The organism is Sphingorhabdus sp. (assembly GCF_046596595.1).
Lineage (GTDB): Bacteria > Pseudomonadota > Alphaproteobacteria > Sphingomonadales > Sphingomonadaceae > Sphingorhabdus_B.
The window spans coordinates 25627-51821 of sequence record NZ_JBKJMB010000124.1 but is presented as its reverse complement, the minus strand read 5'-3'; the positions used below and the strand labels follow the sequence as shown (position 1 = coordinate 51821).

General features: G+C 56.6%; 24 protein-coding genes. 12 read left to right on the top strand and 12 right to left on the bottom strand.

What is annotated here, in order from left to right:
• Positions 1-45: 45 nt before the first annotated feature.
• Complete coding sequence (groL, locus tag ACLL9E_RS12680; protein WP_411292095.1) at positions 46-1698, top strand: chaperonin GroEL; 1653 nt, start codon at positions 46-48, stop codon at positions 1696-1698.
• A 114-nt stretch (positions 1699-1812) separates the two neighbouring features.
• Positions 1813-2400: a rhomboid family intramembrane serine protease gene (locus tag ACLL9E_RS12675; RefSeq protein ID WP_411292094.1), complete on the top strand. Its 588-nt coding sequence runs from the start codon at positions 1813-1815 to the stop codon at positions 2398-2400.
• Here the strand turns inward: ACLL9E_RS12675 and ACLL9E_RS12670 are convergent.
• The 10 genes from ACLL9E_RS12670 to ACLL9E_RS12625 form a co-directional block, all read right to left on the bottom strand.
• Positions 2397-2789: a nuclear transport factor 2 family protein gene (locus ACLL9E_RS12670; RefSeq protein WP_411292093.1), complete on the bottom strand. Its 393-nt coding sequence runs from the start codon at positions 2787-2789 to the stop codon at positions 2397-2399. The genes ACLL9E_RS12675 and ACLL9E_RS12670 overlap by 4 nt on opposite strands.
• A gap of 107 nt (positions 2790-2896) precedes the next feature.
• Entirely contained in the window at positions 2897-3841 is a 945-nt protein-coding gene (locus tag ACLL9E_RS12665) for a D-2-hydroxyacid dehydrogenase (RefSeq protein WP_411292132.1), read from the bottom strand.
• Between the two features lie 3 nt (positions 3842-3844).
• Positions 3845-4276 (bottom strand): endonuclease domain-containing protein, encoded by a 432-nt coding sequence (locus ACLL9E_RS12660; protein WP_411292092.1) that lies wholly within the window; start codon positions 4274-4276, stop codon positions 3845-3847.
• Between the two features lie 144 nt (positions 4277-4420).
• Positions 4421-6004, bottom strand: a complete 1584-nt coding sequence (cysS, locus tag ACLL9E_RS12655) for a cysteine--tRNA ligase (protein ID WP_411292091.1) — start codon at positions 6002-6004, stop codon at positions 4421-4423.
• 151 nt (positions 6005-6155) lie between these two features.
• Positions 6156-6845 (bottom strand): nitroreductase, encoded by a 690-nt coding sequence (locus tag ACLL9E_RS12650; protein WP_411292090.1) that lies wholly within the window; start codon positions 6843-6845, stop codon positions 6156-6158.
• Positions 6846-6909: 64 nt separating this feature from the next.
• Positions 6910-8724, bottom strand: a complete 1815-nt coding sequence (gene cobT / locus ACLL9E_RS12645) for a cobaltochelatase subunit CobT (RefSeq protein WP_411292089.1) — start codon at positions 8722-8724, stop codon at positions 6910-6912.
• Complete coding sequence (locus ACLL9E_RS12640; RefSeq protein WP_411292088.1) at positions 8724-9920, bottom strand: alpha/beta hydrolase; 1197 nt, start codon at positions 9918-9920, stop codon at positions 8724-8726. The genes cobT and ACLL9E_RS12640 overlap by 1 nt, the downstream gene beginning before the upstream one ends.
• Positions 9920-10456, bottom strand: a complete 537-nt coding sequence (locus ACLL9E_RS12635; protein ID WP_411292087.1) for a peroxiredoxin — start codon at positions 10454-10456, stop codon at positions 9920-9922. The genes ACLL9E_RS12640 and ACLL9E_RS12635 overlap by 1 nt, the downstream gene beginning before the upstream one ends.
• A gap of 44 nt (positions 10457-10500) precedes the next feature.
• Positions 10501-11496, bottom strand: coding sequence for a cobaltochelatase subunit CobS (gene cobS / locus ACLL9E_RS12630; RefSeq protein WP_411292086.1), 996 nt, complete (start codon positions 11494-11496; stop codon positions 10501-10503).
• 10 nt (positions 11497-11506) lie between these two features.
• Positions 11507-12103 (bottom strand): J domain-containing protein, encoded by a 597-nt coding sequence (locus ACLL9E_RS12625; RefSeq protein ID WP_411292085.1) that lies wholly within the window; start codon positions 12101-12103, stop codon positions 11507-11509.
• A 43-nt stretch (positions 12104-12146) separates the two neighbouring features.
• Here ACLL9E_RS12625 and ACLL9E_RS12620 point away from each other — a divergent pair, with 43 nt between their 5' ends.
• From ACLL9E_RS12620 to ACLL9E_RS12610, 3 genes are read left to right on the top strand one after another with little or no spacing between them, the layout of a single operon-like run.
• Positions 12147-12425, top strand: coding sequence for a BolA family protein (locus tag ACLL9E_RS12620; RefSeq protein ID WP_411292084.1), 279 nt, complete (start codon positions 12147-12149; stop codon positions 12423-12425).
• 47 nt (positions 12426-12472) lie between these two features.
• Complete coding sequence (locus ACLL9E_RS12615) at positions 12473-12982, top strand: hypothetical protein (RefSeq protein WP_411292083.1); 510 nt, start codon at positions 12473-12475, stop codon at positions 12980-12982.
• Between the two features lie 31 nt (positions 12983-13013).
• On the top strand, positions 13014-13928 hold the full coding sequence (locus tag ACLL9E_RS12610; protein WP_411292082.1) for an alpha/beta fold hydrolase: 915 nt from the start codon (positions 13014-13016) through the stop codon (positions 13926-13928).
• Here ACLL9E_RS12610 and ACLL9E_RS12605 read toward each other — a convergent pair.
• A complete protein-coding gene (locus tag ACLL9E_RS12605) occupies positions 13925-15013 on the bottom strand; it encodes a DUF2332 domain-containing protein (protein ID WP_411292081.1) in 1089 nt (362 codons plus the stop codon). The two genes, ACLL9E_RS12610 and ACLL9E_RS12605, sit on opposite strands and share 4 nt — an antisense overlap.
• A 39-nt stretch (positions 15014-15052) precedes the next feature.
• Between ACLL9E_RS12605 and hisG the strand changes: the two genes are divergently transcribed.
• The 6 genes from hisG to ACLL9E_RS12575 all read left to right on the top strand — a co-directional run bounded on the left by hisG (position 15053) and on the right by ACLL9E_RS12575 (position 22980).
• Positions 15053-15709, top strand: a complete 657-nt coding sequence (gene hisG, locus ACLL9E_RS12600; RefSeq protein WP_411292080.1) for an ATP phosphoribosyltransferase — start codon at positions 15053-15055, stop codon at positions 15707-15709.
• Entirely contained in the window at positions 15696-16985 is a 1290-nt protein-coding gene (gene hisD / locus ACLL9E_RS12595; RefSeq protein ID WP_411292079.1) for a histidinol dehydrogenase, read from the top strand. The genes hisG and hisD overlap by 14 nt, the downstream gene beginning before the upstream one ends.
• Positions 16982-17443 (top strand): transcription antitermination factor NusB, encoded by a 462-nt coding sequence (gene nusB, locus ACLL9E_RS12590; protein ID WP_411292078.1) that lies wholly within the window; start codon positions 16982-16984, stop codon positions 17441-17443. Before hisD ends, nusB begins: the two co-directional genes overlap by 4 nt.
• Positions 17444-17561: 118 nt before the next feature.
• Positions 17562-18479: a thiamine-phosphate kinase gene (thiL, locus tag ACLL9E_RS12585; RefSeq protein WP_411292077.1), complete on the top strand. Its 918-nt coding sequence runs from the start codon at positions 17562-17564 to the stop codon at positions 18477-18479.
• A 136-nt stretch (positions 18480-18615) separates the two neighbouring features.
• A complete protein-coding gene (locus tag ACLL9E_RS12580) occupies positions 18616-20712 on the top strand; it encodes a sodium-translocating pyrophosphatase (RefSeq protein ID WP_411292076.1) in 2097 nt (698 codons plus the stop codon).
• Positions 20713-20883: 171 nt separating this feature from the next.
• A complete protein-coding gene (locus ACLL9E_RS12575) occupies positions 20884-22980 on the top strand; it encodes an alpha/beta hydrolase family protein (protein WP_411292075.1) in 2097 nt (698 codons plus the stop codon).
• Between the two features lie 82 nt (positions 22981-23062).
• Here the strand turns inward: ACLL9E_RS12575 and ACLL9E_RS12570 are convergent, their stop codons facing one another.
• Complete coding sequence (locus ACLL9E_RS12570) at positions 23063-25789, bottom strand: TonB-dependent receptor (RefSeq protein ID WP_411292074.1); 2727 nt, start codon at positions 25787-25789, stop codon at positions 23063-23065.
• Positions 25790-25968: 179 nt separating this feature from the next.
• Here ACLL9E_RS12570 and infA point away from each other — a divergent pair, with 179 nt between their 5' ends.
• A complete protein-coding gene (infA, locus tag ACLL9E_RS12565) occupies positions 25969-26187 on the top strand; it encodes a translation initiation factor IF-1 (RefSeq protein WP_125230427.1) in 219 nt (72 codons plus the stop codon).
• Positions 26188-26195 lie beyond the last annotated feature (8 nt).

Genomic DNA, 26195 nt, shown 5'->3' with positions numbered 1-26195 from the left:
AGGATGACGAAAATTCAGAGATTAACTCACTAAAGGAAAAATATCATGGCTGCTAAAGACGTGAAATTCGGCCGCGATGCGCGTGAACGCATCCTGCGCGGCGTAGACATCCTCGCTGACGCGGTGAAAGTAACATTGGGTCCAAAGGGACGTAATGTTGTCATCGACAAAAGCTTCGGCGCACCGCGCATCACCAAGGACGGCGTTACCGTCGCCAAGGAAATCGAACTGAAAGACAAGTTCGAAAATATGGGCGCACAGATGGTCCGCGAAGTTGCTTCGAAGACCAACGACATTGCCGGTGACGGCACGACCACTGCAACGGTTCTTGCTCAAGCGATCGTTCGCGAAGGCATGAAGTCGGTTGCAGCGGGCATGAACCCGATGGACCTGAAGCGCGGCATCGACATGGCGGTTACCGCTGTTGTTGCTGACCTCGTAAACCGTTCGAAGCCAGTTGCTGGCTCGTCGGAAATCGCTCAGGTCGGAACGATCTCTGCAAATGGTGAAGCTGAAATCGGTAAGATGATTGCAGACGCCATGGAAAAGGTCGGCAAGGAAGGCGTTATAACTGTCGAAGAAGCCAAGGGCCGCGAAAGCGAACTCGAAGTTGTCGAAGGTATGCAGTTTGACCGCGGTTACCTGTCGCCTTACTTCATCACCAACACCGAAAAAATGTCGGTCGAGCTGGAAAATCCGTACATCCTGATCCACGAAAAGAAGCTTGGCAATTTGCAAGCCATGCTCCCGATCCTGGAAGCAGTCGTGCAATCGGGTCGTCCGTTGCTCATCATCGCTGAAGATGTTGAAGGCGAAGCGCTTGCAACATTGGTGGTCAACAAGCTGCGTGGCGGCCTGAAGATTGCTGCGGTCAAGGCACCAGGCTTTGGCGATCGTCGCAAGGCGATGCTGGAAGATATCGCGATCCTCACCAAGGGTGAAATGATCAGCGAAGACCTCGGCATCAAGTTGGAAACCGTTACCTTGGGCATGCTTGGCCAAGCCAAGCGCGTCACCATCGACAAGGACAACACCATTATCGTCGACGGTGCCGGTGAAACCGATGCGATCAAGGGCCGCGTTGAAGCGATCCGTTCGCAGATCGAAAACACGACGTCGGATTACGACAAGGAAAAGCTGCAAGAGCGTCTGGCGAAACTCGCTGGCGGTGTTGCCGTGATCAAGGTCGGTGGTTCGACTGAAGTTGAAGTGAAGGAACGCAAGGACCGCGTTGATGACGCGCTGCACGCAACCCGCGCAGCCGTTGAAGAAGGCATCGTCCCAGGCGGCGGTACTGCACTTCTGTATGCAACAAAGGCTTTGGACGGCATGAAGGGCGTCAATGACGACCAGACACGTGGTATCGACATCATCCGCAAGGCGATTGTCACACCATTGCGTCAGATTGCGGCCAACGCCGGATATGACGGCGCTGTTGTCTCGGGCAACCTGTTGCGCGAAAATGACGAAACCATGGGCTTCAACGCGTCGACCGACGTGTATGAAAACCTTGTGGCTTCTGGCGTTATTGACCCAACCAAGGTTGTGCGTACTGCATTGCAAGATGCGGCATCGGTTGCTGGCCTGTTGATCACAACAGAAGCAGCGATTTCCGACGCGCCAGAAGACAAGTCGGCTGGCGGCGGCATGCCAGGCGGCATGGGCGGAATGGGCGGCATGGGCGGTATGGACTTCTAAGTCCAAACGCTCGGCTCAGGCTGAAACATTAAGGGCCGGTGGGGTAACTCACCGGCCTTTTCTTTTGCTTCATTGTGTTATATACATAATACAGTCGAGGCAGAGGAGATGACGATGATCCAGCACTGGAAAGCAATCGCAGGAACAAGCGCGGCGATGGTTGCGGTGCATGTCGTCAACATTTTCACCGGCGGCTATCTGAATAGTTTCGGCATCGAACCACGCGAAATCGGATCCGCTTACACCATTGCAACCGCACCGTGGCTTCACGCCAATATCGGGCATCTTGGCAGCAATCTTGCGGCCTTCGTCGTGCTTGGGTCGTTGGTGCTGCTTCAGGGGCTGCGCTATTTTGTAAAGGTCAGCGCGCTGATCATATTGCTCGGGGGCGCATTGGTCTGGCTGTTTGGACGCGACGCGACGCATATCGGGGCAAGTGGCTGGATTTTCGGATTATGGAGCCTCGTCATTGCATTGGCCTGGTTTGACCGCAGCCCGCGCAATATCGCGATTGCTCTGGCCGTTGTGTTTTTCTATGGCGGCATGGTGTTCGGCGTGCTGCCAACGGCGGGTTATATCTCGTTTGAATCGCATTTGTTCGGCGCGATCGCTGGAATATTTGCCGCGTTCACCTTGTCGAAAAAGCCTGCAGTCGAAATTGTCGCGCCGGCGCGGCAGAACGAACTGAAATTCTGGTCCTAGGCCTTCATCGAAGCCAGCATTTCGCCCATTTTCTGGTGCAGCATGTTCATCGCCTTCAACGGGCGGACCATGACCTTGAAATGGGTGATGAGGCCGTCGTCGTCGCAGGTGATCATATCGACGCCGTTGATCGCGACGCCATCGATGACGGTCTCGAACTCAAGAATTGCGCTATTATCGCGGTGCCATTCGCCGACATATTTGAACTCCGCATTGCCCAACGTGTGCCCCGCCGCCGCGAGATATTTGGCGGTGATTGCCTTGCCGACCTGCGGCGTGTGGACCACGGGGCTTTCGAAGACGCAATCATCATGCAGGATCGCAGCGATGGTGTCGACATCACGCGAAAGGGCGACTTTGTGCCAGATTTCGGCTGGGTTATGCGTCATGATATTTGCCTCCAAAACCGTAGTGCTGAGCCTGTCGAAGCACGTTTCTCAGTTGACGCGCTGCTTCCGGGAAACGCCCTTCGACAGGCTCAGGGCTGCGGTAGTCATCAATAGCCCAAATCCAAATTTACTATCGGCTCGAGCGCCTCGCCGTTGCGATAGCGCTCCAGATTTTCAAAGAAGCGCGTTGCCGACCGGACGAACATCTTGTCCTGCGCGCGGCCCGATAGATGCATGGTGACGTGCGCATTGTCGAGCGTCCACAGGATATGGTCGGCGGGCAAGGGTTCGGGCGTTGTGACGTCCAGAAAGGCGCTGGCGATTTGCTTGCCTTGTAACGCCGCCACCAACGCGTCCTGATCAACGACCGATCCGCGCGCGATGTTGATGAGCGTTGCACTTGGTTTCATGGCCGCAAGCTCCGCGGCGCCAATCATACCGTCGGTTTCTGCGGTCGCGGGGACGGCGAGGACGACCCAGTCGAACTCCCCTAATTGTGCGCGCCATTGGTCTGGCGTGAGAGTGTTTGGGGCAGCCGAACGGCGCACGACGGTGACGTCTACGCCAAAGGGCGTAAGGCGTGCTTCGATCAGCTTCCCGATTGCGCCATAGCCAAGCAGCAATGCCTTTGACCCGAACAGTTCAACCTTGCCGGGTGAATCGAGCAACCATTCGCGGCGTTCCTGCGCGCGGACAACCTCGCGATAGCCCTTGGCGACCGTCAGCATCCCCATCACGACATATTCGGCGATGGTGATGGCATTGATGCCCGCGCCGTTGGTGACAACGCACCCTTGCGCCTTCAACTGCGCGAGCGGCATGCCGTCGACGCCGGCATAGATGCTGTTGAGCCATTTCATGTGTGTGGCGGCACCAATGATCGTGGCCATATCGCGTTTGTCATACATGTCAAACCAGCCAATTTCGGCCTCAGGGGCAAGCGTGAGCGCTTCTTCCTTGGACATGAAAAACTGTGGCTCGATCCAGTCGGGAAGCCTCGGTTCAATTAATGGACGGACAAGGCCCGACATCACGAGTTTAGTTTTGGTCATCATTTATTCCTCTCCATCGACTTGCGATGGGGAGGTGGCATCGCGAAGCGATGACGGAGGGGCCTTCCCAAAATGAGCAAGTCGATCATCGATTATTATGATAATGTTATTTGTTACGTCCGCTGCATCCTTGAGTACGTCAACTGCGGGAATGCGCAAGGTGTAGATGCGATGCGCGGCCAGCCATGTATCTCTTGCAACGTCGCTAGCTGCGCGCATTTCTGTATCATGCGCGTTGCCGTCCACTTCGATAGCGAGGTTCGCGCGCGCACAGAAAAAATCAAGAACGTATGGTCCCGCCGGATGCTGTTTGCGGAATTTGTGGCCCGACGGAGAAGCGCGGAGATATTGCCACAACAAGAGTTCGGGCTTTGTCAATTCGCGCCGAAATCGCTTGGCCAGTTGAACCGATTTTGCTGATTTTTGCGGACGCATCGCTTGCCCCTCCGTCAGTCCTGCGGACTGCCACCTCCCCATCGCAAGTCGATGGGGAGGATGGAAGTGACATTTCCTTTCATGTCCTCCCCAATGACTTGCATTGGGGAGGTGGCATCGCGCAGCGATGACGGAAGGGCGAATTCAAACATCCAGTTTCCAGTCCCAACCGAGCGGGTCGCCGTCCATGACTTCGACGCCCTTGGCGATCAGGTCGTCGCGGATGGCGTCGGATTTGGCGAAGTCCTTGGCTGCGCGGGCGTCTTTGCGGGCGGCAAGCGCGGTTTCGATTTCGGCTTCGGTGATGGTTGCTGTTTTTGGTCGGATGCGCAGGTCTTGGCGCGTGACCGTCAGCAAACTGAGCCCAAGGACAGCATCCATTTCGGCAATCGCCGCGAGTTGGTGCGCGATATCGACTTTTTTGAGAGCGACCAGCGTTTCCAAAGAGGTGATAGCGACGGCGGTGTTGAGGTCGTCAGTTACTGCGGCCCCGAAGTCGTCTAATGTGGTTTGGATGGCCAAAGGAACGTCACCCTGAACTTGTTTCAGGGTCTTACTTTCGGACGTCGCCAAGTACGATGCTGAAACAAGTTCAGCATGACGGGGGCTGGTTTCAGCATGACGGGGGGCGGCTTCAGCATGACGGGTTGGGCTTTCAGCATGACGGGTTGCGGTTTCAGCATGACGGGCTTTTAGGGCAGCGATCGCCATCACCATCCGTTTCAATCGCACCAGCGCAGCTTGCAATCCTTCCCAGCTAAACTCCATCTCGCTGCGGTAATGCGCTTGCAGGCACATCAGGCGGTAGGCGAGGGGGTGGAAGCCCTTGTCGATGAGCAGTTGCACGCGCAGAAATCCGCCCGAGGATTTGGACATCTTGCCGCTGCGTTCGATCAGGAAGTTGTTGTGCATCCAGAAACGCGCGCCGCTATGGTCGCTGCCGCAACGCGCCTGGTTTTGCGCGATTTCGTTGGGGTGGTGAATCTCGCGATGGTCGATGCCGCCGGTGTGGATGTCGAAGGGCAGGCCAAGCAAAGCCTCGGACATGACGGAGCATTCGAGATGCCAGCCCGGCGCGCCTTTGCCCCACGGGCTGTCCCATTCCATCTGCCGCGTTTCACCAGCTGGTGTGTTGCGCCAGATCGCAAAGTCGGCGGCGTGGCGTTTGCCTTCGACTTCGTCGATGCGGGCCTCTCCGTCCTCGGTCTTGGCCCGCGCCAATGCGCCATAATTGGCGACGGTCGAGGTGTCGAAATACAGGCCGCTGTCAAGTTCGTAGCAATGCTTGTCGGCGATGGTTTCGGCAAAAGCGATCATCTGCGGTACATAATCGGTGGCGATCGACCAATGCGCTGGCTGGCGGATATTCAGCGCCTTTATGTCGTCCCAATAGGCTTGCGTATAATGCTTGGCGATGTCCCAGATCGACGTTAATTCGCCTTTTTGGGCCTTTTCGGCGGCCATCTTCTCCATCTTGTCCTCGCCTGTATCGGCGTCGTCGGTAAGATGGCCGACATCGGTGATGTTGATGACATGGGTGAGCTTATAGCCCTTGTAACTCAGCACGCGGCCAAGCGTATCGGCAAAGACATAAGCGCGCATGTTGCCGATATGCGGGTAATTATAGACCGTCGGCCCGCAGGTATAGACCCGTGCCTCACCTGCATGGACGGGCGTAAAGGTTTCCAGTTGCCGCGTAAGGCTGTTGAAGAGGCGCAGTTCGGTCATGGCTTGGCGATGCTGGAAATGGGTGCGGAGGTCAAGCCACCTCCGACCGTCATGCTGAACGCCGGGAGGATGAAAACCCGTCCAACCGTCACCCTGAACGTGTTTCAGGGTCTTACTTCTCGACGTCGCAAAGTAAGATGCTGAAACAAGTTCAGCATGACGCGTATTTTTGGAACCCGTTCCAGCGTATCGCCTGGTCAATCTCCACGCGCGGGACGTTGAAATTGTTCACTGCCGCATCCGGATCACGATAACCAATGGCCATGCCGCAAAAGAAGATGTGGTCGTCGTCGATATCCAGCAATTCCCGCATATATGTGCCGTACATCGCCCAGATTTCCTGCGCGCAGCTGTCGAGGCCTTCTTCGCGGAGCAGCAGCATCACCGTTTGCAGCCACATACCCATGTCCGACCATTGCGGCGGACCCATATATTTGCGCGTGTAAGTGAACAATTGCACCGGAGCGCCGAAGCTGTCCCAGTTTTTCATCATCTGCCCGATGCGGCCAGCGCCGTCTTCGCGCGCGAGACCAAGCGCATCGAACATCGCCTTGCCGACGCCGCGGCGCTGCTCTTCGTAACGGCCCTCCAATCCCTTGGGGTAGATGTCATATTCATGGCCTTCGCCTAATGGTGCAGTGGCGGCCTTGGCTTTGACCTTTGCGGTGAGGTCGGCGAGCGGCTGTCCGGTCAGGATCACGGCGCTCCATGGTTGCGTATTGCCGCCGGAAGGGGAGCGTTGCGCCTTGGCGAGCACGCGTTGCAGCACCGATTGCTCGACTGGCGTATCCAGAAATTGCCGGACAGAGCGCCGTGAGGCGACGGCTTCGGTTACGTTCATCTTATTCCCCCCGCATATTTAATCGTCTGATTAATTCATGCCACGCGGGGTGCGAAAGGCAAGCCTATTCCTCGTCAAACAACCCGGCAAGTTGTTCGATCATCGTTCCGCCCAGTTGCTCGACGTCCATGATCGTGACCGCGCGCTTGTAGTAACGCGTCACATCATGGCCAATGCCGATGGCGACCAATTGAACCGGAGAGCGGGTTTCGATCATTTCGATAACCTTGCGCAGATGCTGTTCGAGATAGCCGCCATGGTTGACCGACAAGGTGCTGTCATCGACCGGCGCACCATCGGAAATGACCATCAATATGCGGCGGTCTTCGGCGCGGGCGATCAGGCGGTTATGCGCCCAAAGCAACGCCTCGCCGTCGATATTTTCCTTGAGCAACCCTTCGCGCATCATCAGGCCGAGGTTGCGTTTGGCATGCCGCCATGGCTCGTCGGCTTTTTTGTAGATGATATGCCGCAAGTCGTTGAGGCGGCCGGGCATGGCAGGGCGACCGGCAGCAAGCCAGTCCTCGCGCGCTTGCCCGCCCTTCCACGCGCGGGTGGTGAAGCCCAATATTTCGGTTTTCACGCCGCACCGCTCAAGCGTGCGCGCCAATATATCGGCGCTGATCGCGGCGATGCTGATCGGGCGTCCACGCATCGATCCGCTATTGTCGATAAGCAAGGTTACCACCGTGTCGCGGAAATCGGTCTCACGTTCGATCTTGTAGGAAAGCGAGCTTCCCGGCGAGACGATCACACGCGCGAGGCGGGCAGCATCCAACATGCCTTCTTCCTGATCGAAATCCCAACTGCGGTTTTGTTGCGCCATCAGGCGGCGTTGCAACCGGTTGGCAAGCTTCGTGACCACCGATTGCAGATTCGACAATTGCTGGTCCAGATATGCGCGCAGCCGGTTCAGCTCTTCTTCGTCGGCAAGCTCGGTTGCGGTGATTGTCTCGTCAAATTTTGTTGACCAGATTTTGTAATCGCTTTGCGGCAGATGGTCCCAATTGCGGCGTTGTGGTGTGACAGGCTGCATGCCGTCTTCGCCCATTTCGCCTTCGGCACCGTCTTCATCGTCCATATCCTGGCCGTCATAATCGGCCTCGGTCTCTTCGCCTTCGCCTTGCTGCGGCTCGGCGCGGGCGTCGGCTTGTCCAGCCTCACCGTCGCCTTCGTCATCGCTGTCGCCATCCTGATCCTGGGCGTCGTCCGCGTCTTCTCCGCCTTCGTCGGCGTCGGACGGGTCAACCTCGCCCTCGGTCAGGTTCAGATGCGCCAGCATGGACTGAGTCAGCGCGGCAAAGGCGGTCTGGTCATCCAGCGCAAGGGCAAGCGCGTCGAGGTCGCCGCCGGCGTTTTCCTCAATCCAGCCGCGCAACATGTCGACGCCAGCCGCTGCCGCATTCGGGACAACCGCACCGGTGAGGCGTTCGCGCACGATAAGCGACAATGCTGTTGATATCGGCACTTCATCGGCTGCCTGTGCGCGGCTGATGGGGTCAGTCCGCATTTTCAGATCAAGCGCATGACCAAGATTTACCGCGATACCCGCCATATTGCGCGAACCCAGTGCCTCGACCCGCGCATTTTCCACCGCGTCGAACGCCGCGCCAGCGATCACTTCGGTTGGACGGAGGGCCGCATGCTGCGCCGCATTGTGATGCTTTAACTTGAGTGCGAAACTGTCGGCAAAGCCCCGTGCTTCGGCGACCTGATCCGGCGGAAGCAGGCGACCCGGCATGGGCACCTTGAAGTTTTTGCCCGCCTGACTTGGCGCATCGGCGGTAAAGGCGAGCTCAACCTCGGGTTCATGCGCGATCGCACGCGCGGTACCGGTCAGGACCTGCTTGAACTGTTCGAGGGGCGACTCGTTCGACATTATTCGGCCAGTCTTTTGCAGACAGACGCGACCTCTTCCTTGGTCGGCTTTGTCGGTGCGCGCAGCGTGAAAACATGCGCGTTCTGTGTGGCGACGCGGTCTTCGGTGGTACGGGCACCGTTCACAACCGCTGCAAAATCCTTGCACACCGCAAGGCTGCGCAAATAGTCACTATGCCCGGCACCGCCACCGGACACATCGGTCGTGTCGATAATGGTGAAGCCCGTTTTGGCTGGCTCGGTCTGGTATTTCGTTTTGGTGGCAAAGCACCGTTGCGGCATGCCCTTTGCTTTTAGCGCCGCAGACTCAAACGGGTTGAAACAATAAGGTGATCCCAGCCGCGGATAGCCATGAACCGCGCGCGAGACCGCAAGTGCGCGGTCATTTAACGAGGCATATACCGTCACGCGCCGGTCGTTGTTTACGCGTCGGGCGGCGAGAACTTCTTCGGCAATGTCGCGTTCGAAATCTTCACGATCAACATCAGGTGACGCCAGTATGATATTGGAAATATTGCTGGAATCTGCGTTACTCGACGTGCGGTCAACATATTCGACAGCTGGAATGACGAGGCGCGCGCCCAGCGAATGGGACACGATGACGATTTCCTTGACCCATTCGGTGCGTGCCAATTTGGTCAGGAAATTCCGGAAATTGCGTTCGTCCCAATACATGTTGGTTTCGTCAACCGCATAGCTCAGCAAATTGCCTTGCGACGGCCAGCTATAATGGACGACTGGCCCGTCAAAGTTGCTCAGTGTACCAATTTGCACAGTGTCGCGGGTCGTTGTCGCCGTGGTCTCGCGATACCCATGGACATACAGCAGAACCCGGCCCTTGCGCAGATTTGCCGCATCGCGCAGGCCAGCCCACCATGCGTCTTCGGGTTGAAACGCAAGTGGCACGACCACAACTGCATCGCCCTTCAACGGCTTGATCTTCTGTGGTGGCGAAAAACGGGCGTAACGGACTTTTTCGGCGCGATGGTTGGTCAGCTCAATGGCGTCGCCGCGACAATCGGGCAGGCGGCTGGTGACGAGAAAATAATCCTTGCCCACCACGGCAGCGTCGTCGTTTTGCACCGGGTTACAGCGCGGGTTTTCGGCAAGCGTGCTGTGGGGTACATCGCCATATTGGACTGCAACGGTACAACCCGCCAGTGACAGCGGCAAAAGCAAGAGGAGTGTTTTGCGCATTATTTTCCTTTGGGATTGGCAGCCCGCCATACCTTCACAGCGTTCAGCGCGCCCGACACATGGCCTTTTACGCCCAAGTCGGAATATGCAAACAGCACCTTGCCATCGGGCGCGATGACGTAAGTCGTCCGGTTGGTGATGCCACCCATAGGCAAGCTGACTTTGTAATTTTTGATCATCGGCTTGGTTGCGATGCCAACGGTGAACTTGTTGCGGCATGCCTCGACCGAAAACTTCTTCAGCGTTTCAATATTGTCTGCCGACATGCCGACAATTGACGCGCCATAAGCGGCAAAGTCGTCCGAAGCTTCGGAAAATTCATGCGCCTCGACCGTGCATCCCGACGTGAATGCCTTTGGATAGAAATACAGCACGACGGGTCCGCGTTTGAGTGCCTTGTTCAGGTTAAACGTGTCTGCCTTGCCGGCCAGTACGGCCTGCGTCGTGAAATCCGTTGCGCGTACGCCGGGTTTCAGCGCGGCAAAGGCCGGGGAGGTGGAGAGCATGAGCGCCAGAGCAAGTGCGATGCGTTGCATAAATCGTCCTTTTCCTAAATCCTTTCGGCAAAATAGCCGAAAAATTACTTTGCTTTGCCAACGACACTTTCGGGAAGGTCCTGTCCGAAAACGCGCTGATAATATTCGGCGACCAAGGCGCGTTCGGCGTCATCACATTTGTTGAGGAACGACAGCCGGAATGCAAAGCCGACATTCTTGAAAATCGCGGTGTTTTGCGCCCAGGTAATGACGGTGCGCGGGCTCATCACGGTGGAAATATCGCCGTTGATGAAACCTTGGCGAGTCATTTCGGCGACCTTCACCATGTTCGTGACGGTCGCGGCATCGGTGCCCGACGCCTTGGCCAGAACGATTTCGCTTTCGACCTGCGCTGGCAAATAGTTCAGGCCAACAACGATGTTCCACCGGTCCATCTGGCCCTGGTTGATCGCTTGCGTGCCGTGATACAGTCCGCTGGTGTCGCCCAAGCCAACGGTGTTGGCGGTGGCAAACAGGCGGAAGAACGGATTGGGACGGATAACGCGGTTCTGGTCAAGCAAGGTCAGCTTGCCTTCGGTTTCGAGTACGCGCTGAATGACGAACATCACGTCTGGTCGGCCAGCGTCATATTCGTCAAACACCAACGCGGTTGGTGTCTGCAAAGCCCATGGCAAAAGGCCTTCGCGAAACTCGGTGACTTGTTGACCATCGCGCAGGACAATCGCGTCGCGTCCGATGAGGTCAATCCGGCTGATATGGGCGTCAAGGTTGATTCGGATACACGGCCATTTCAGGCGCGCGGCGACCTGCTCAATATGCGTGGATTTGCCAGTGCCGTGATAACCCTGAACCATCACGCGCCGGTTATGGGCAAAGCCAGCCAAAATCGCGAGCGTTGTGTCGGGGTCAAAGACATAGCTGTCGTCGGTGTCGGGAACGCGTTCATCAGCGATCGAGAAAGCGGGGCATTCCATGTCTACATCGATGCCGAACAGTTCGCGCACGCTGACCATCTTGTCAGGGGCAGCGAGAATAGTCGCATCGCGGCTGTCGGGCTGGATATTCGGAATGTCGGTCATGTCAGTCTCGTCAAATGAAGGCGGGAGATGTTTTAAGGTGCGTATAAGCAGCAATCACGTCTTGCAAAGCCTTTTCATAAGACCGGTTGCCGCCATTTTTGTCGGGATGATAAGCGCGGACCTTGGCCGAATAGGCGCTGCGCAAGGCACGCCGGTCGGCATCCTCGCCAAGCCCTAGCGTCCTGAGCGCCTTGCGGTCCTCAGGCGACAGGAAATGGCCATCGGCACGCTCCTTTGGCAAGCGCGACCGGAATCGCGTATAAATCGCGTCAAGCGGGTCTTTGAAGTCAGCCCATTTGGGTGGCGAATCGACGCTGCCACTGGCTCGAAACGCACGGGTTTCGCTTGGCCACATGCCGATTGGACTTTGCGCCATCAGGATTTCATCGGAAGTCATACCGTCGAACCAGTTATACCCGGCGTTAAATTCGCGTACATGGTCGAGACACAAATATTGATATTCGCCCGGGCCATTGCCCGATGCTGCCTGACCTTGCGGATCGGGCGCGCGAAATTCGCCTGCCTCACGGCAGCGCGGATGGGCGCACTGCCGCGCCGCCCCGCGAATGCGGCCGTGAAATCGGTCAGTGGAACGTTCTGCAGCCATGATTTTCCTTGGCGAAAAACCTGCCATATGGGAAGAGTGGCGGATGAAAAAAGGTCCTGCCCAAATTGAAATGGAAATGCTGCTCGAAACGGCATTCGCGCCAACCCGCCTTGCCGTCATCAACGACAGCGCGCAGCATCATGGCCATAGCGGCGATGACGGGTCGGGCGAATCGCATTTTACCATCGAAATCGAAAGCGCTGCCTTTGCCGGCGTATCGCGGGTGACGCGGCAGCGCATGGTGAACAAGGCGTTGGGCGATATTCCCGGAACGCGCGTCCATGCCCTCGCGATCAAGGCTAGTGCCCCCAGCGAACTTTAGGTAATTCATGGTATCGGGAAAAACCGGACCAAAGCGGAGACGAACACATGACGAAGCTGACTTACGTTGTCCTTATAGCTGCGCTTTGCGCGCCGGCTTATGCCGCCGAAGTGAACCGGCCCAAGGTATATAGCGACATCGTCGCGTGCCGCGCATTGACGGATTCTGCGGCAAGGCTGAAATGTTTTGATGCCGCAGCCATGGCTTTGGAGACTGCGACCGAGAATAGGCAAGTAGTAATCCTCGACCAAAGTGAAGTGCGCAAAACCAAGCGATCATTATTCGGGTTCTCGTTGCCGAAAATTCCGTTCTTCGGGGAAAGCGACGAGGAACAGGAAGAAGAGTTCAAAGAAATCGAAGGCGAATTGGCGAATGTGCAAGCGCTGCCATATGGCAAGTATCAGTTCACGGTAAAAGACGCGGGCACATGGCAAACCACGCAGGGCATTTCGTCCATTTTGAGGAATGGCAAGAAGTTCAAGATAAAGCGGGCAGCTTTGGGAAGTTTCATGCTGGTCATGAACAACACCGGTATTCGTGTAAAACGGGTCAATTGATGCATCGTCCCATTTTTGCAAGGCGCATGACATGATCGAACTTTCCCCGCACCGCCTGTCGCTGTCGACGGAAATTGAGATGGATGTATTCACCGCAGGGGACCCGGCCAATCCTGCGATCATTTTCCTGCATGGCTTTCCCGAATCGCACCGGACGTGGCGGCATCAGATGGCGCATTTTGCCGACCGTTTTTACTGCATCGCGCCCGATCAGCGGGGCTATCGCGGAACGTCAAAACCGCAGGAGGTCGACGCGTATACTGCAGATAAGCTGACCGCCGATATTTTCGCGCTGGCCGATGCCTTGCATGTGCAGGAATTCATCATCGCTGGCCATGACTGGGGCGGCGCGATTGCGTGGAGCGTTGCGCTCAATGGGCAAGCAGGTGCGTTCAATCCGGCTTGGGCTGGCCGTGTGCCGCGCGCGATCATCGCCAACGCGCCGCATCCTTTCCTGTTTCAGCGATTGTTGATTACGGACATGAACCAGCGCGAATCCAGCCAATATATGCGCGCATTCCGGGATCCGGCGAATGACGCGCTGGTGATCGAACAGGGGCTGAGCGGTCTGTTGTTGAAAACCATCAAATGGGACAAGCCAAGTGCGATGGAACCAGAGGAGCGCGCCGCATTGCTTGCGGACTGGACCAATCGCGATGCCTGTTTCGGGATGCTTAACTGGTACCGCGCCGCGGCCCTGAATGTGCCCGCGATGGATGAGGAGGCCGAAATTCCGCCCTTTGCAGCCGACGCTTTTCCGAAATTGTTGATCCCGACGTTAGTGATCTGGGCTATGGACGACCTCGCTTTGCCGCCATGCAATATCGACGGCATCGAAGAACTGGTTCCCAATGTGACAATTGAACCCGTCGAAGACTGTGGGCATTTCGTGATCTGGGAAAAGCCTGAGGCCGTGAACGCGGCGATGGACAAGTTTCTGGGTTAATCGGCAAGCCAGTGGATCCACGCGCCATGCGCCTGAGCCTCGGCGAGCAAATGCCATGAGTCCGGTCCTGGCCAATATTTGACCATTAACTCATGCTTGAACGTCTCACGATTGGTTTCGAGCATGATCCAGCCAAGCGGGCGTTCCGGCGTTACGTGTTGGCCCGCAGCTTCTATGGCCGCACGGATTTTCTGGCGTCTTTCTTCGGGAATATACTGCCAGACTATCGAATGGTTGAATATGCGCACGACATCCGCCTCTTGCGGCGCAGATAGCCGTTCCAGCACCCAATCCAGCGCGTCGGCCTGCACAATATTCGGTCGCATTTCGGTGGCAAGCGCAATTGCGGCGTCCATGCGCCCAAGACGGTCAATATTTTCAGGCCAGACATAGCTTTTGACTCGCATCGCTGCTTCTGGGTCGGACAAGTCGACCGGTGCTTGGTCACAGCCGCTGATTTGCGTGATTTCCACGCACGCGTTAGGCGGCGGCGATCCGCGCCATTCGGGCTTGATCCGCATCGGCGAAGCTGCTGGTCCCACAGAAACGCCCGCAAGATCATAATGATAGCGCTCCATCATGACGTTAATGCCTGCACTCGCGCCAATTTCGTTCATCTCGAACCGCGCGCCGATCCTGCGCGACAACCACAACAAGGCTGCCATAAAGCTGGCCGACCGTCCCGCTTCGTTGGTTTGTGGCGGACCGTCGAGCCACGGCAATAGCCGCGCATCATGGTCGCGGGTGATTGCGCCAATCAGGGCATCGACTTCGGCCTGCTCGGTGACTTCGCCTTTGTAGATGGGACCAAGACGGTCGTCCGCGCCAGTCAGATGCAGATGGTGAAACCCGCCCGCGAGCCGCAGGGGCATGGCGTCCTCAAGCGGCAGTCCCGGCCAGCGCGCAATGCGATGGCCGCAGAGTGTGGGCCCGTGCATTAACGCCAGCTGCGCCTCAACGATATGGGCCGTGACCGGCGCATTATTGCGGCGGCAATGCTCGGCTTGCACCTTTATGCCTTCGGCAATCCGGCGATCATCCATGACACCAGCGCCAAAATCCTGTGACATGATGGGTTCTGCCATATTGCCCTTTCTGCGCGCGGCCCCTAAAGCGCGGCCATTGTGACTGAACCTATCATCTTTGCAATCCCCAAGGGACGGATTTTGGACGAGGCGTTGCCGCTGATGCAGGCAGCGGGCATCGAACCTGAGGCAGCGTTTTTTGATGACGCCAGCCGTGCGTTACTGTTTGCGACCAATGACCCTGCGATCAGCATCATCCGCGTGCGCGCTTTCGATGTCGCAACCTTCGTTGCCCATGGCGCGGCACAGATTGGCATTGTCGGATCCGATGTGATCGACGAGTTTGATTATTCCGAACTTTATGCGCCTGTCGACTTGGGCATTGGCCGTTGCCGGATTTCGGTGGCAATGCCGAAGGGTGCGGTGGACGACGTCAATGGCGGGCATATTCGTGTCGCCACCAAATATCCGAACACAACGAGCCGATATTATCAGGCGCGCGGGATTCAGGCCGAGTGCGTGAAGTTGAATGGGGCGATGGAACTCGCGCCTTCGCTTGGTCTGTCGGGCCGTATTGTCGATTTGGTCTCCTCCGGCAAGACGCTGGCCGAAAATGGCCTAGTCGAAACGGCGGTTATCAGCCAGGTCTCGGCGCGCCTGATCGTCAATCGCGCGGCATTTAAGATGATGAGCGGGACAATCCCCAACATGGTGCAACGCTTTAGAGAATTGGCGGGATTACGTGCAGTTGCTTAAAACCACTGACGCTGGCTTTGCCGAAGCCTTTGACGCGCTGGTCAATGGCCGGCGTGAAGCAGACGCCGATGTGTCGAGCGCCGTCGTGCAAACCATCCGCGATGTGCGCGCGCGGGGCGATGCGACATTGGCGGAGATGACTCAGCGTTTTGACGGCTTTGACCTGAATGCTGCTGGCTGGCAGATTGATGCCGCGCAGTGCAAGGCGGCGTATGATGGGCTGGAGCCGGATCTGCGCGATGCCCTGACGCTCGCGGCCAAACGGATACAAGCCTATCACAAGGCGCAATTGCCCGAAAATCGCGATTACCTTGATAGCGACAATGTGCGTCTTGGCGCGCGATGGTCGGCCGTTGACGCTGCTGGGGTCTATGTTCCCGGTGGCCGTGCGGCCTATCCGTCGTCCGTATTGATGAACGCAATTCCTGCCAAGGTGGCCGGCGTAGAGCGCATCGTCATGGTCACGCCAACGCCGGGTGGGGAAACTAACCAGACCGTCATGGCCGCAGCGCATTTGGCGGGCGTGGATGAAATCTGGCGCGTCGGTGGCGCGCAGGCAATTGCGGCCTTGGCATATGGGACAGAACGTATCCGGCCTGTCGACGTTATCACTGGCCCCGGTAATGCGTGGGTCGCAGAGGCGAAACGTCAGCTATATGGCGTCGTCGGGATCGACATGGTTGCCGGACCTTCGGAAATCGTCGTAGTTGCCGATGCGCAGAACGACCCCGAATGGATTGCCGCCGACTTGCTCAGTCAGGCCGAGCATGACCCGACCAGCCAGTCGATCCTGTTTACCGACGATGCCACTTTTGCCGAAAAGGTCGCGGCAGCGGTTGACGCGCAAATCGCGACGCTTTCAACAGGCGCAGTTGCGCGTCAAAGCTGGGATGACTTTGGTGCTATTGTTGTTGTTGATGATTTGGAAAAGGCGATGCCTTTGGTCAACCGTCTGGCCGCGGAGCATCTTGAGCTTGCGGTGGATGATGATCGTGCCGAACGCCTTTTCGATCTGGTTCGTCATGCCGGGTCGGTATTCCTGGGCCGAATGACGCCCGAGGCGATTGGCGATTATGTTGCGGGTCCAAATCATGTATTGCCCACCGGACGCCGCGCGCGTTTCGCGTCGGGTCTTTCGGTGCTTGATTTCATGAAGCGTACAAGTTTCATCGCGCTCGACCGAAACGCAATGAACGCCATCGGCCCGGCAGCAGCAACACTTGCCGATGCCGAGGGTTTACCCGCGCATGCGGCGAGTGTCAGGAAAAGATTATGAGTGCCAATAACGCCAGTGCAAAATCCAAAGCCCGTTCCGCTGCGCGGCTCGCCTCGGTGCAGGCGCTGTATCAGATGGATATGGAAGATATCGGCATCGCCCGGTTGCTGCACGAATTTCACTCGCACCGGCTGGGGCAGGAAATCGAAGACGCGCAATATGCCGATGCCGATCCTGACTTTTTTGATGACGTCGTATCTGGCGTTGACGCACGCCGCGCAGAAATCGACGAATTGGTCGACGGCAAGCTGGGCGAGAAGTGGAAGATGGAGCGTTTGGACAAGACGATGCTTCAGCTCCTGCGTTGCGGCACATATGAACTGATTGCCCGGCCAGATGTACCAACCGCGACCGTTATCGACGAATATCTTGATGTGGCGCATGCCTTTTTCGACAAGAAGGACGCGAAGTTTGTCAATGGCTTGCTCGATGCTGTTGCGAAAGATGTGCGACGGTAGCCTCTCTTTCGTCGTCCTGAACTTGTGCGACCTCTGGTCATTTCATTCCAGGACAACATAATATGGCAGCGTGTTATCCCGAAACCAGTTCGGGATAACGAGATGGGGGCGACACGACGTGACCACCGAATCCACCTTCATAAATCTGCTGCGCGGTTTTGCCACTGATCCTGCGGCGCGCGGCTTGCTGGATGATGTCGCGGTCATCGAAGTGGGCGATGCCGCTCTCATCATCACGCATGATATGATGGCGGAAGGCGTGCATTTCCGCTCAAACGCCAATCCGGAGGATGTGGCATGGAAGCTCGTGGCGTCAAACCTGTCTGATCTTGCGGCAAAGGGCGCAGAGCCAGTCGGCGTTCTGCTTGGTTTCATGCTTGGCGATGACGCATGGGACAGGGCCTTCGCCGCTGGATTGAAAAAAGTGCTCGCGCATTATCACGTTGCGTTGCTCGGCGGCGATACGGTAGCCAATCGTGGCGACAAACGTGCGTTTGGTCTTACGGCTCTTGGGATCGCAAGCCACCGCCCCGTGCCGTCGCGCGGAGGTGCGCAAGTTGGTGATATTTTATATGTAACCGGCACGCTGGGCGATGCTTTGGCCGGATTTGAGCTCATTGATGCTGGTTTTGACGAAGTCGGGCCGCTTGCCGACGCGTTCAACCGGCCAATGGCGCGGCTGGCCGACGGTCGAGCTCTGGCGCCGTTGGTCACCGCAATGATGGATGTGTCGGATGGCCTGTTGCTCGATGCCGAACGTATTGCGACCGCAAGCCAGATTGGCATCGAAATCGACCTTTCATGCGTGCCCTTGTCGCCGCTTTATGTCAGCTACCGCTCCGATAGCCGCGAAAGCAGAATGCAAGCAGCCAGCTGGGGCGATGATTATCAATTGCTGTTCACCGCGCCACCCGAGGCCGCGCTGCCCGTGCCAGCGACGGCCGTGGGGCGCGTTATTGACGGCGGCGGACTGACTTTAAAAGATGGCGCAAATCCAGTGAAATTGCCCCCGACACTCGGTTATTTGCATCAATAACTGAAGCATTAGAGCAGGCGGCGTTTATGGGTTGCCATTGTTCATGCTGCCGCCTTATACCCCGGCGGCTTGCACTTCTCGGGAGGAGAGTGACAACAGTTGTTGTTTACACAAACAGGAGGGGAGAGATAATTTCATGTCTCTAACAATTATCGCAATATTATGCGGGTTACTTGCCGTGCTGTACGGTTTTGTAACCAGCCGCCAGGTGCTCAGCGCACCGGCTGGCAACGAAAAAATGCAGGAAATCGCTGCGGCCATTCAAGAAGGGGCAAAGGCCTATCTTGGCCGTCAGTACCGGACCATCGCCATCGTCGGCGTTGCCGTCGCGGTTCTGGTCGCTTTGTTCCTTGGCCTTATTCCGACCGTCGGTTTTGTGCTTGGCGCGGTGCTTTCGGGCGTTGCTGGGTACATCGGGATGAATATCTCGGTGCGCGCAAATGTGCGGACGGCTGCTGCGGCACAGACCGGTCTTCAGGCGGGCCTAACCATGGCATTCCGCGCAGGGGCCATTACCGGCATGCTGGTGGCAGGACTTGCTTTGCTCGCCATTGCCGGGTTCTTCTGGTATTTGACTGATGTCGCAATGATGGCACCCAATAGCCGCCCTGTGATCGATGCGCTGGTCGCATTGGCCTTTGGCGCATCGCTTATTTCCATTTTCGCGCGTTTAGGCGGCGGTATCTTTACCAAGGCTGCTGACGTCGGCGCTGACCTTGTTGGCAAGGTCGAGGCTGGCATTCCCGAAGACGATCCACGCAACCCTGCGGTCATTGCCGATAATGTCGGCGATAATGTCGGCGACTGCGCTGGTATGGCGGCTGATTTGTTCGAAACCTATGTCGTGACCGTTGGCGCAACGATGGTTCTGATCGCTTTGCTGGTGCAGGGCGTCACCGACAGTGCGTTGTTCCTGAATCTTATGACTCTGCCGCTGCTCATTGGCGGCGTGTGCGTCATCACCTCGATCATTGGTACCTATTTCGTCCGTCTTGGCGGCGGCAAGAATATTATGGGCGCGATGTACAAGGGCTTTCTTGTCACCGCTATCTTGTCTGTTCCCGCGATTTGGTTTGCGATCAACTATGCTTTGGGCGGTATGGAAGTCGACGTTGGCGGGTTTACGGGCCGGACATTGTTCTACTGTTCGTTCCTTGGCCTCGTCATCACTGGCCTGATTATCTGGATCACCGAATATTATACCGGCACCAATTACCGTCCGGTACGATCGATTGCCAAGGCATCGGAAACCGGTCACGGCACCAACGTTATTCAAGGTCTGGCGATCAGCCTTGAATCCACCGCGATGCCAACGATTGTGATTTGTGCCGGTATCATCATCGCGTACCAGCTTGCGGGCGTCATCGGCATTGCCTTTGCCGCGACTGCGATGTTGGCATTGGCTGGGATGGTCGTTGCGCTTGATGCATATGGCCCCGTTACCGACAATGCCGGTGGTATTGCCGAAATGGCTGGCCTTGACGAATCTGTCCGTGAAAAGACTGATGCACTCGACGCCGTTGGCAACACGACAAAGGCCGTGACCAAGGGTTATGCCATTGGTTCGGCGGGTCTTGCCGCCCTCGTGCTCTTCGCGTGCTACACCGCCGACCTTCGGGAGTATTTCCCGGAGCTTGAGGTGAATTTCAGCCTTGAAAACCCATATGTCATCGTCGGGCTACTGCTCGGTGCGCTTCTGCCCTATCTGTTCGGCGCAATGGGCATGACCGCAGTGGGCCGCGCGGCTGGCGAAGTGGTGAAGGACGTGCGTGACCAGTTCGCAAACGACCCCGGCATCATGACCTACGCCTCAAAGCCCGATTATGCGCGTACGGTCGATCTCGTCACAAAGGCAGCGATCAAGGAAATGATTATCCCATCCTTGCTGCCCGTTTTGACGCCAATCGCGGTATATTTCATCATCACTGCCGTTGCAGGGCAGGCGGAGGGCTTTGCGGCTCTTGGCGCGCTCCTGCTCGGCGTGATCGTGGGGGGACTGTTTGTTGCCATCTCGATGACATCGGGCGGCGGCGCATGGGACAATGCCAAGAAGTACATCGAAGACGGCAATCATGGTGGCAAAGGTTCGGAGGCGCACAAGGCAGCCGTAACCGGCGATACCGTGGGTGATCCTTATAAGGATACCGCGGGCCCAGCTGTGAACCCGATGATCAAGATCACGAACATCGTGGCCTTGCTTCTGTTGGCTGCACTGGCGCATGGCGGCATGTAACGCCTGAACATAACTAAGTTTTAAAAGCCCGCCGGAAGCGATTCCGGCGGGTTTTTTTGTGAACGTGCTCCGTTCATCGAAAAACTTCGACACAGTATTTTGTCTTGCTTGCGTCTCGTTTCATCGAACGTATAACCAAAGCATATTAACGTGTGCTGGGGAGCAGAGATTGTGAAAAAAGCTATTATAACCGCGTTGTTTGTCGGGGCTGCACTGCCGTCGACTTTTGCGGGTGCGTTGGCGAAAGATGGACCAGCTGGTGGTGTTATCGCAAACATCGCCGCGCAGTCCGCTGATGGCGAGATTCTTGTTTCAAAAGGCCGAGCGGATACTGCCGTGTTCGGGAAGCGCCCGTTTATGCGCACTCCGGTGCTATCTCCGGATGGCACGAAGATCGTCGTCATGATGAGCAAGAATGGTGTCGATAATCTTGGCTACATCGACGTCACCAAGCCGGGTTCGGCCCCAGTGTTTTTCGCCTCGGCCGAAGAACTTCGCGAGGCCGGCGATCGGACAGTCACCGTTTGGAGATTCGTAGGCAACAGGACAATTGTATTCACAGTTCGGTCTCGTGAAATTCTAAGCGGAAATCGCAGCGATGTGGACCGCCTAGTATCGTACGATCTCGAGACTAAAAAAATCTCGCCACTGGCATGGGATGGAGCTGGTGCCGATGGTGCTTCAATTCTGTTTATCGATGACGAGAAGGAAACTTTGCTTGTCGAACGCGATGTCTTGAAGGACATGAGCTACAGCGGCAACCCTGAAGTTATCGAAGTCGACGTTCGCTCGGGCAAATTTAAAACAGTCATGCGCCCTAACGTAGAAGTAGGTGGCTGGATCGTGGATGGCAATGGTGTGATCCGCGCTGGTGTTGGCGGTGATGGTGATAGTGGCAAACAGCGGCTCATGTATCGGTCTGATGCAAATGGTACCATGAAGACTGTGTCTAACGAAGCTGATCCCACATTCACCGGCACGCAAATCACGCCTTCCGTTTTTCTCGACGAGCCGGACCTGGCTTATGCTACAAGCAACAAGGACGGGTTCCGCAAGGTTTATAAGATTAACGTCAAGACTATGCAAATAATCGGCGAACCTGTGTTTGGCGTGAAAGGATATGATGTTGGCGGCGTCATTCCGAATGAAAAGCGCAACGGTATGGCGGGTGTCAGCTATACTTCAAACAAAGACCGGCAACGTTGGTTCGATGGGCGTTTGGCCATGATCCAGAAATTGCTGGATGAAGATTTTGGAAAAGGTAACGCGACGATCGGCTCGACAAACGATGGCGATACAAGAGTAGTTGTTTTTGTAGAGCGAAACGGCGAACCAGGCGGCTATTATCTGTTTAACACTGATACCGGCGATATGAACCTGCTGGGATGGTATCACCCCATTTTAAAAAACCAAACTATGAACCCAATGGATTCCATCCGCTATAAGGCATCGGATGGCATGGAAATCGAAGCCGTGGTTACGTACCCGCGTCACCGCCCCACGCGTAAAAATCTTCCTGTCATCGTCATGCCGCACGGTGGTCCTTACGGTGTCCGCGATTCTGAGGAATTCGGCCCGTTCCCATGGCATCAGGCTATGGCCGAGCTTGGTTATGTGGTCATTCAGCCAAATTACCGCGGCTCAGGTGGCTATGGCAAAGAATTCGTCAAGGAAGGCCGTAAGCCGACCGGATACGGCATGCGGATGCAGGATGATTTGAATGACGCCCTCACATGGTTTGGGCAATCGGGCTTAATTGATCCGAAACGTGCCTGCATCATGGGTTGGTCTTATGGCGGTTACGCAACGGCGCGCGGCGCGCAGCGTGACGCGGACAAATGGAAATGCGCGATTGCCGGTGCAGGCGTTTATGATTTCCCGATGATGAAAGCCTATGACACGCGTGCCTTTGGTGATTTCGGGGCAAATTTCCAGGCGACGGCTGATGACTTGATAGGCATTTCCTCCGCACGGAACACCAACGGGCCATGGTCACCGATATTGATTGTTGCTGGCCTGCGCGATGCACGTATCCCCATCGAACAGTCGCGCACGCTTGTTTCGCGGCTTAAAAGTTCGGGCAAGAAAGAAGGCGTCGATTTCAAATATGTCGAGCAGCCAAAGGGTACGCATAACTTGCCATATGAAGATGTGCATATCGAATGGCTGAAAGAAGCAGAAGCATGGGCACAACGTTATAATCCGGCCTATATTGCATCGGACCCGGACAAGGCGCCGCCAGTCGCGATCACCATCGCGTCGAAATAAGCCAGATTAATACCGTAAAAAAGGCCGTCCCATCGGGGCGGCCTTTTTGTTTTGGTGTTAGCACGCAGGATAAGACGAAAACTTAAAAACGCTTTCTAAAGCTCATTTCAAATACGCGGCCTCGCGGGTCGATATAACCTTGTTGGTAGCCAAGCGGTACATTGCCGTTCTGGTCGCGCACGTCGACAATATCGTTCAGGATATTTTCGATCCGGAAGGTGATGCGGCTGCCCTTGAGAACGGGCAATGCCTTAACCACGCTGGCCTGTTGGTCGAGATTGACGAATATAAAAGCGTTTACAGCGGCAATGTCGCTAAAGCGCAGGTCGTTGCTTCCCGGCAAGCCAGTGCCATTGGCAGTCGTTGCGCTTTTGTAGGTGCCCTGGAGACGCAACCCAAAGCCCTTGTGGAACACACCGCCGGAAAGCTCAACTTCGTGCCGCGATGCGCCGCCATTGCTGCTGGTGGCTGAGCCATTCAACAGGTCGAGCACAGGGACGCCGGGTCTGATCAGGATTTCTTCCTGAATACGGTAGGTGTGGTACAAAGCTATGTTCCAGCGGCTTGGTTGTCCACCGCCACCGCCGAAACCGCCGCCACCAAAGCCCCCGCCGCGTCCGCCGCCGCCAGCTCCTGGTCCGCGTGGCCCACGCGGGGCACCTCCGCCAGCAGCTGCACCGGGGCCACGAGGTCCGCCTGCACCAGGAGGGCCACCCGAGGGGCCACGTTGTGGCGGTGGGGCGCCGATGTTCCCTGACACGTTAAAACCCCAGCGGATACGCTGCGAAGCTTCGCGGTCGAAATTCACGGGTCGTTGATCGACGCTTAACAGGCGGCCGTTGATATCGCGCACGACCCGGCTGGCGAATGCTGCCTCAATTTCAGGCGTGAGCAACGGAAAACCCGCCGTTGTGTTGCGGCTGTTGTTCTTGAAGTAGCTGAACTGAAGCGCAAAATCCTTGATGAAATCAGGATTCCAGTTGGCATTGAAAATAAAGTCACGCCGCTTTTCGCCAATCAGGGCAGGGTTCCCGCCGGTAATGACGTTGATGAACAGGCTTTCGCCGCGCGTGAAATCATATGTCGCGACATTAGGCGTGACCAATATGGGGTTCCCGAGTTGGCCGATACCCGGCGCGTTTTCATCGCCTGTGATGGAGGCCTGAAACGTCAAATTGCGCGCGGGTGCCCAGCGCAAGCCAGCGCCATATTCCACCAGCTGGCCAAAATCGGACAGGCCACTGAACCCGATATTGCCGTTGATCGACCATTCGCCAATGGCAGAGCCAATGCCGAAGTCGCTTCCGGTCAACGGAAGTTCGGCATTGACCGAATGGTTCATGATGTTGCGCCGGAGCGACACGCCGGTCGTGAGACCCGAACGGTATGTTTCGCTGTCCAGCATTTGCCGGGTGAAACCCGACGCGAAGGTCATTTGCACATCGCCTGCAGGCAAAGTGAACAACGTTCCTGCAAGGGTGCTCCGCAAGTCCAAATTTTGGTTGAGGCTGCTCGCCAGATCGGGCGCGAGAAACAACAGATTGGCACCGAAGTCGGCAGCAAACGGATTGGTGGTGCCGGCCAGTACTCCGGCGCGCAAGGCGGTGAAGTCTGCATTGCGGGTGGTGCGTGTTTCATTTGCCGTCCGGGCATAATTGCCGGTTAAGGTCCAGCGCCAGCCGCCAAGCAAATGGTTGAACGTGCTGCCGGTTTGAAACACGCGGGTTTCGCTTTCTCGCTCCAGCGGCCGGGGACTGTCGAAATAGCGGCTGAGCGTCACATCCTGACCGAAAGGTGAAAACGGGCTGCTGCCGGGGACGACAAAGCTGCTGCCGGGCAATCCAAGCAGCGATGCGCTACCTGTCAAAGCGAAGTTGGCGTTCAGCGACAAGACCGTTTGCGGGCCAAGTGACCGGCTCCAGGTGCCGTTGACTTCAAGCCGTTCTGTGCGGGGCAGCAAAGTCCGTGTGTCGCCGATGTTGGCGTCGTTAAGGCGGTTCGCGTTTCCGGCAAATTGCGACAAAGTGGGGTTGGCAATGCCGAGCGGCACCCCTGCTTGCGTGACGGTGCTTCCGGACAGCGCGCTGAGCGCAGGCGAAATCTCGCCATTCAGACCCAATCCGCTGACGTTACCGCCGCGCGCCAATAATGAACCTCCTGACGAAATCAGATCGCGCTCGGCTTCGGTCAACGCGGTTGAACGCTCAAGCTCGACATCAAGGTTAAGGCGCGTGTTCGTCCCGATGCGCGTTAGGGTCGTTTCGAATTCATTGCTGGCAAAACCGCCATCCTGCGGCTGGGCATGCTCAAACTCGGCGGCAAAGGAGGCAAAATTGTCCTTCAGAACGAAGTTAATGACGCGCTGGTCAGGGCGGAAACCATATTTGAGGGCTACCTCTTCCGGAAAGATCTGCACCTGACGGATGGCTTCTGGCGGCAAATCCCGTAATTCGCGAAACCCCGAAACACGCTGGCCATTGAGAAGCACAATGGGCTGTCCGCCGCCCCGCCCGCGTCCTGAATTGGCTTGCGGTGCAACCGCTGCCACCAGATCAGTCAGCGATGATGCACCCAAAGCCGCGATATCGGCTTCGTCCAGCTGCTCGATCGGCGGGACATCAGTATCCACTGAGCCGCGAATGCGCTCGGCCGTAACCACGATCTCGCCGGAAGAATCATCTTCAACCGGTTCTTCCGCTTCTTCATTCGAAATGGCGACTGTACTTCCGGTACTCTGGATTTCGTCCGCCGCCATGACAGGCAAAGCCGTTGACGTGAGCAATAGTGCACAAAATGGGGAAAATTTCATGGGGGGGGAGCTCAGTTCATTTGTTATTGCGTTGGTACATAAGGATATACGCAAAATAGGACAGATGAACTTTGTCGCATTTTGTCGCAATAGGGCGATTATACTGTAGCTCTTCCCTTTTTCGAACATTAGGGTTAAAGGCGCACCAAGTTCAGATTTTTGATGATTTAAGGGGCCGAATGGCAAAAGAAGAATTACTCGAAATGCGTGGGACAGTGAGAGAATTGCTGCCCAATGCAATGTTCCGTGTCGAGCTGGAAAATGGTCATGAAGTTTTGGGCCACACCGCCGGAAAAATGCGCAAGAACCGGATTCGTGTTCTTGTCGGTGACGAGGTGCTGTGTGAATTGACCCCTTATGATCTGACCAAAGGCCGGATCACGTACCGCTTCAAATAAAGGCGGCA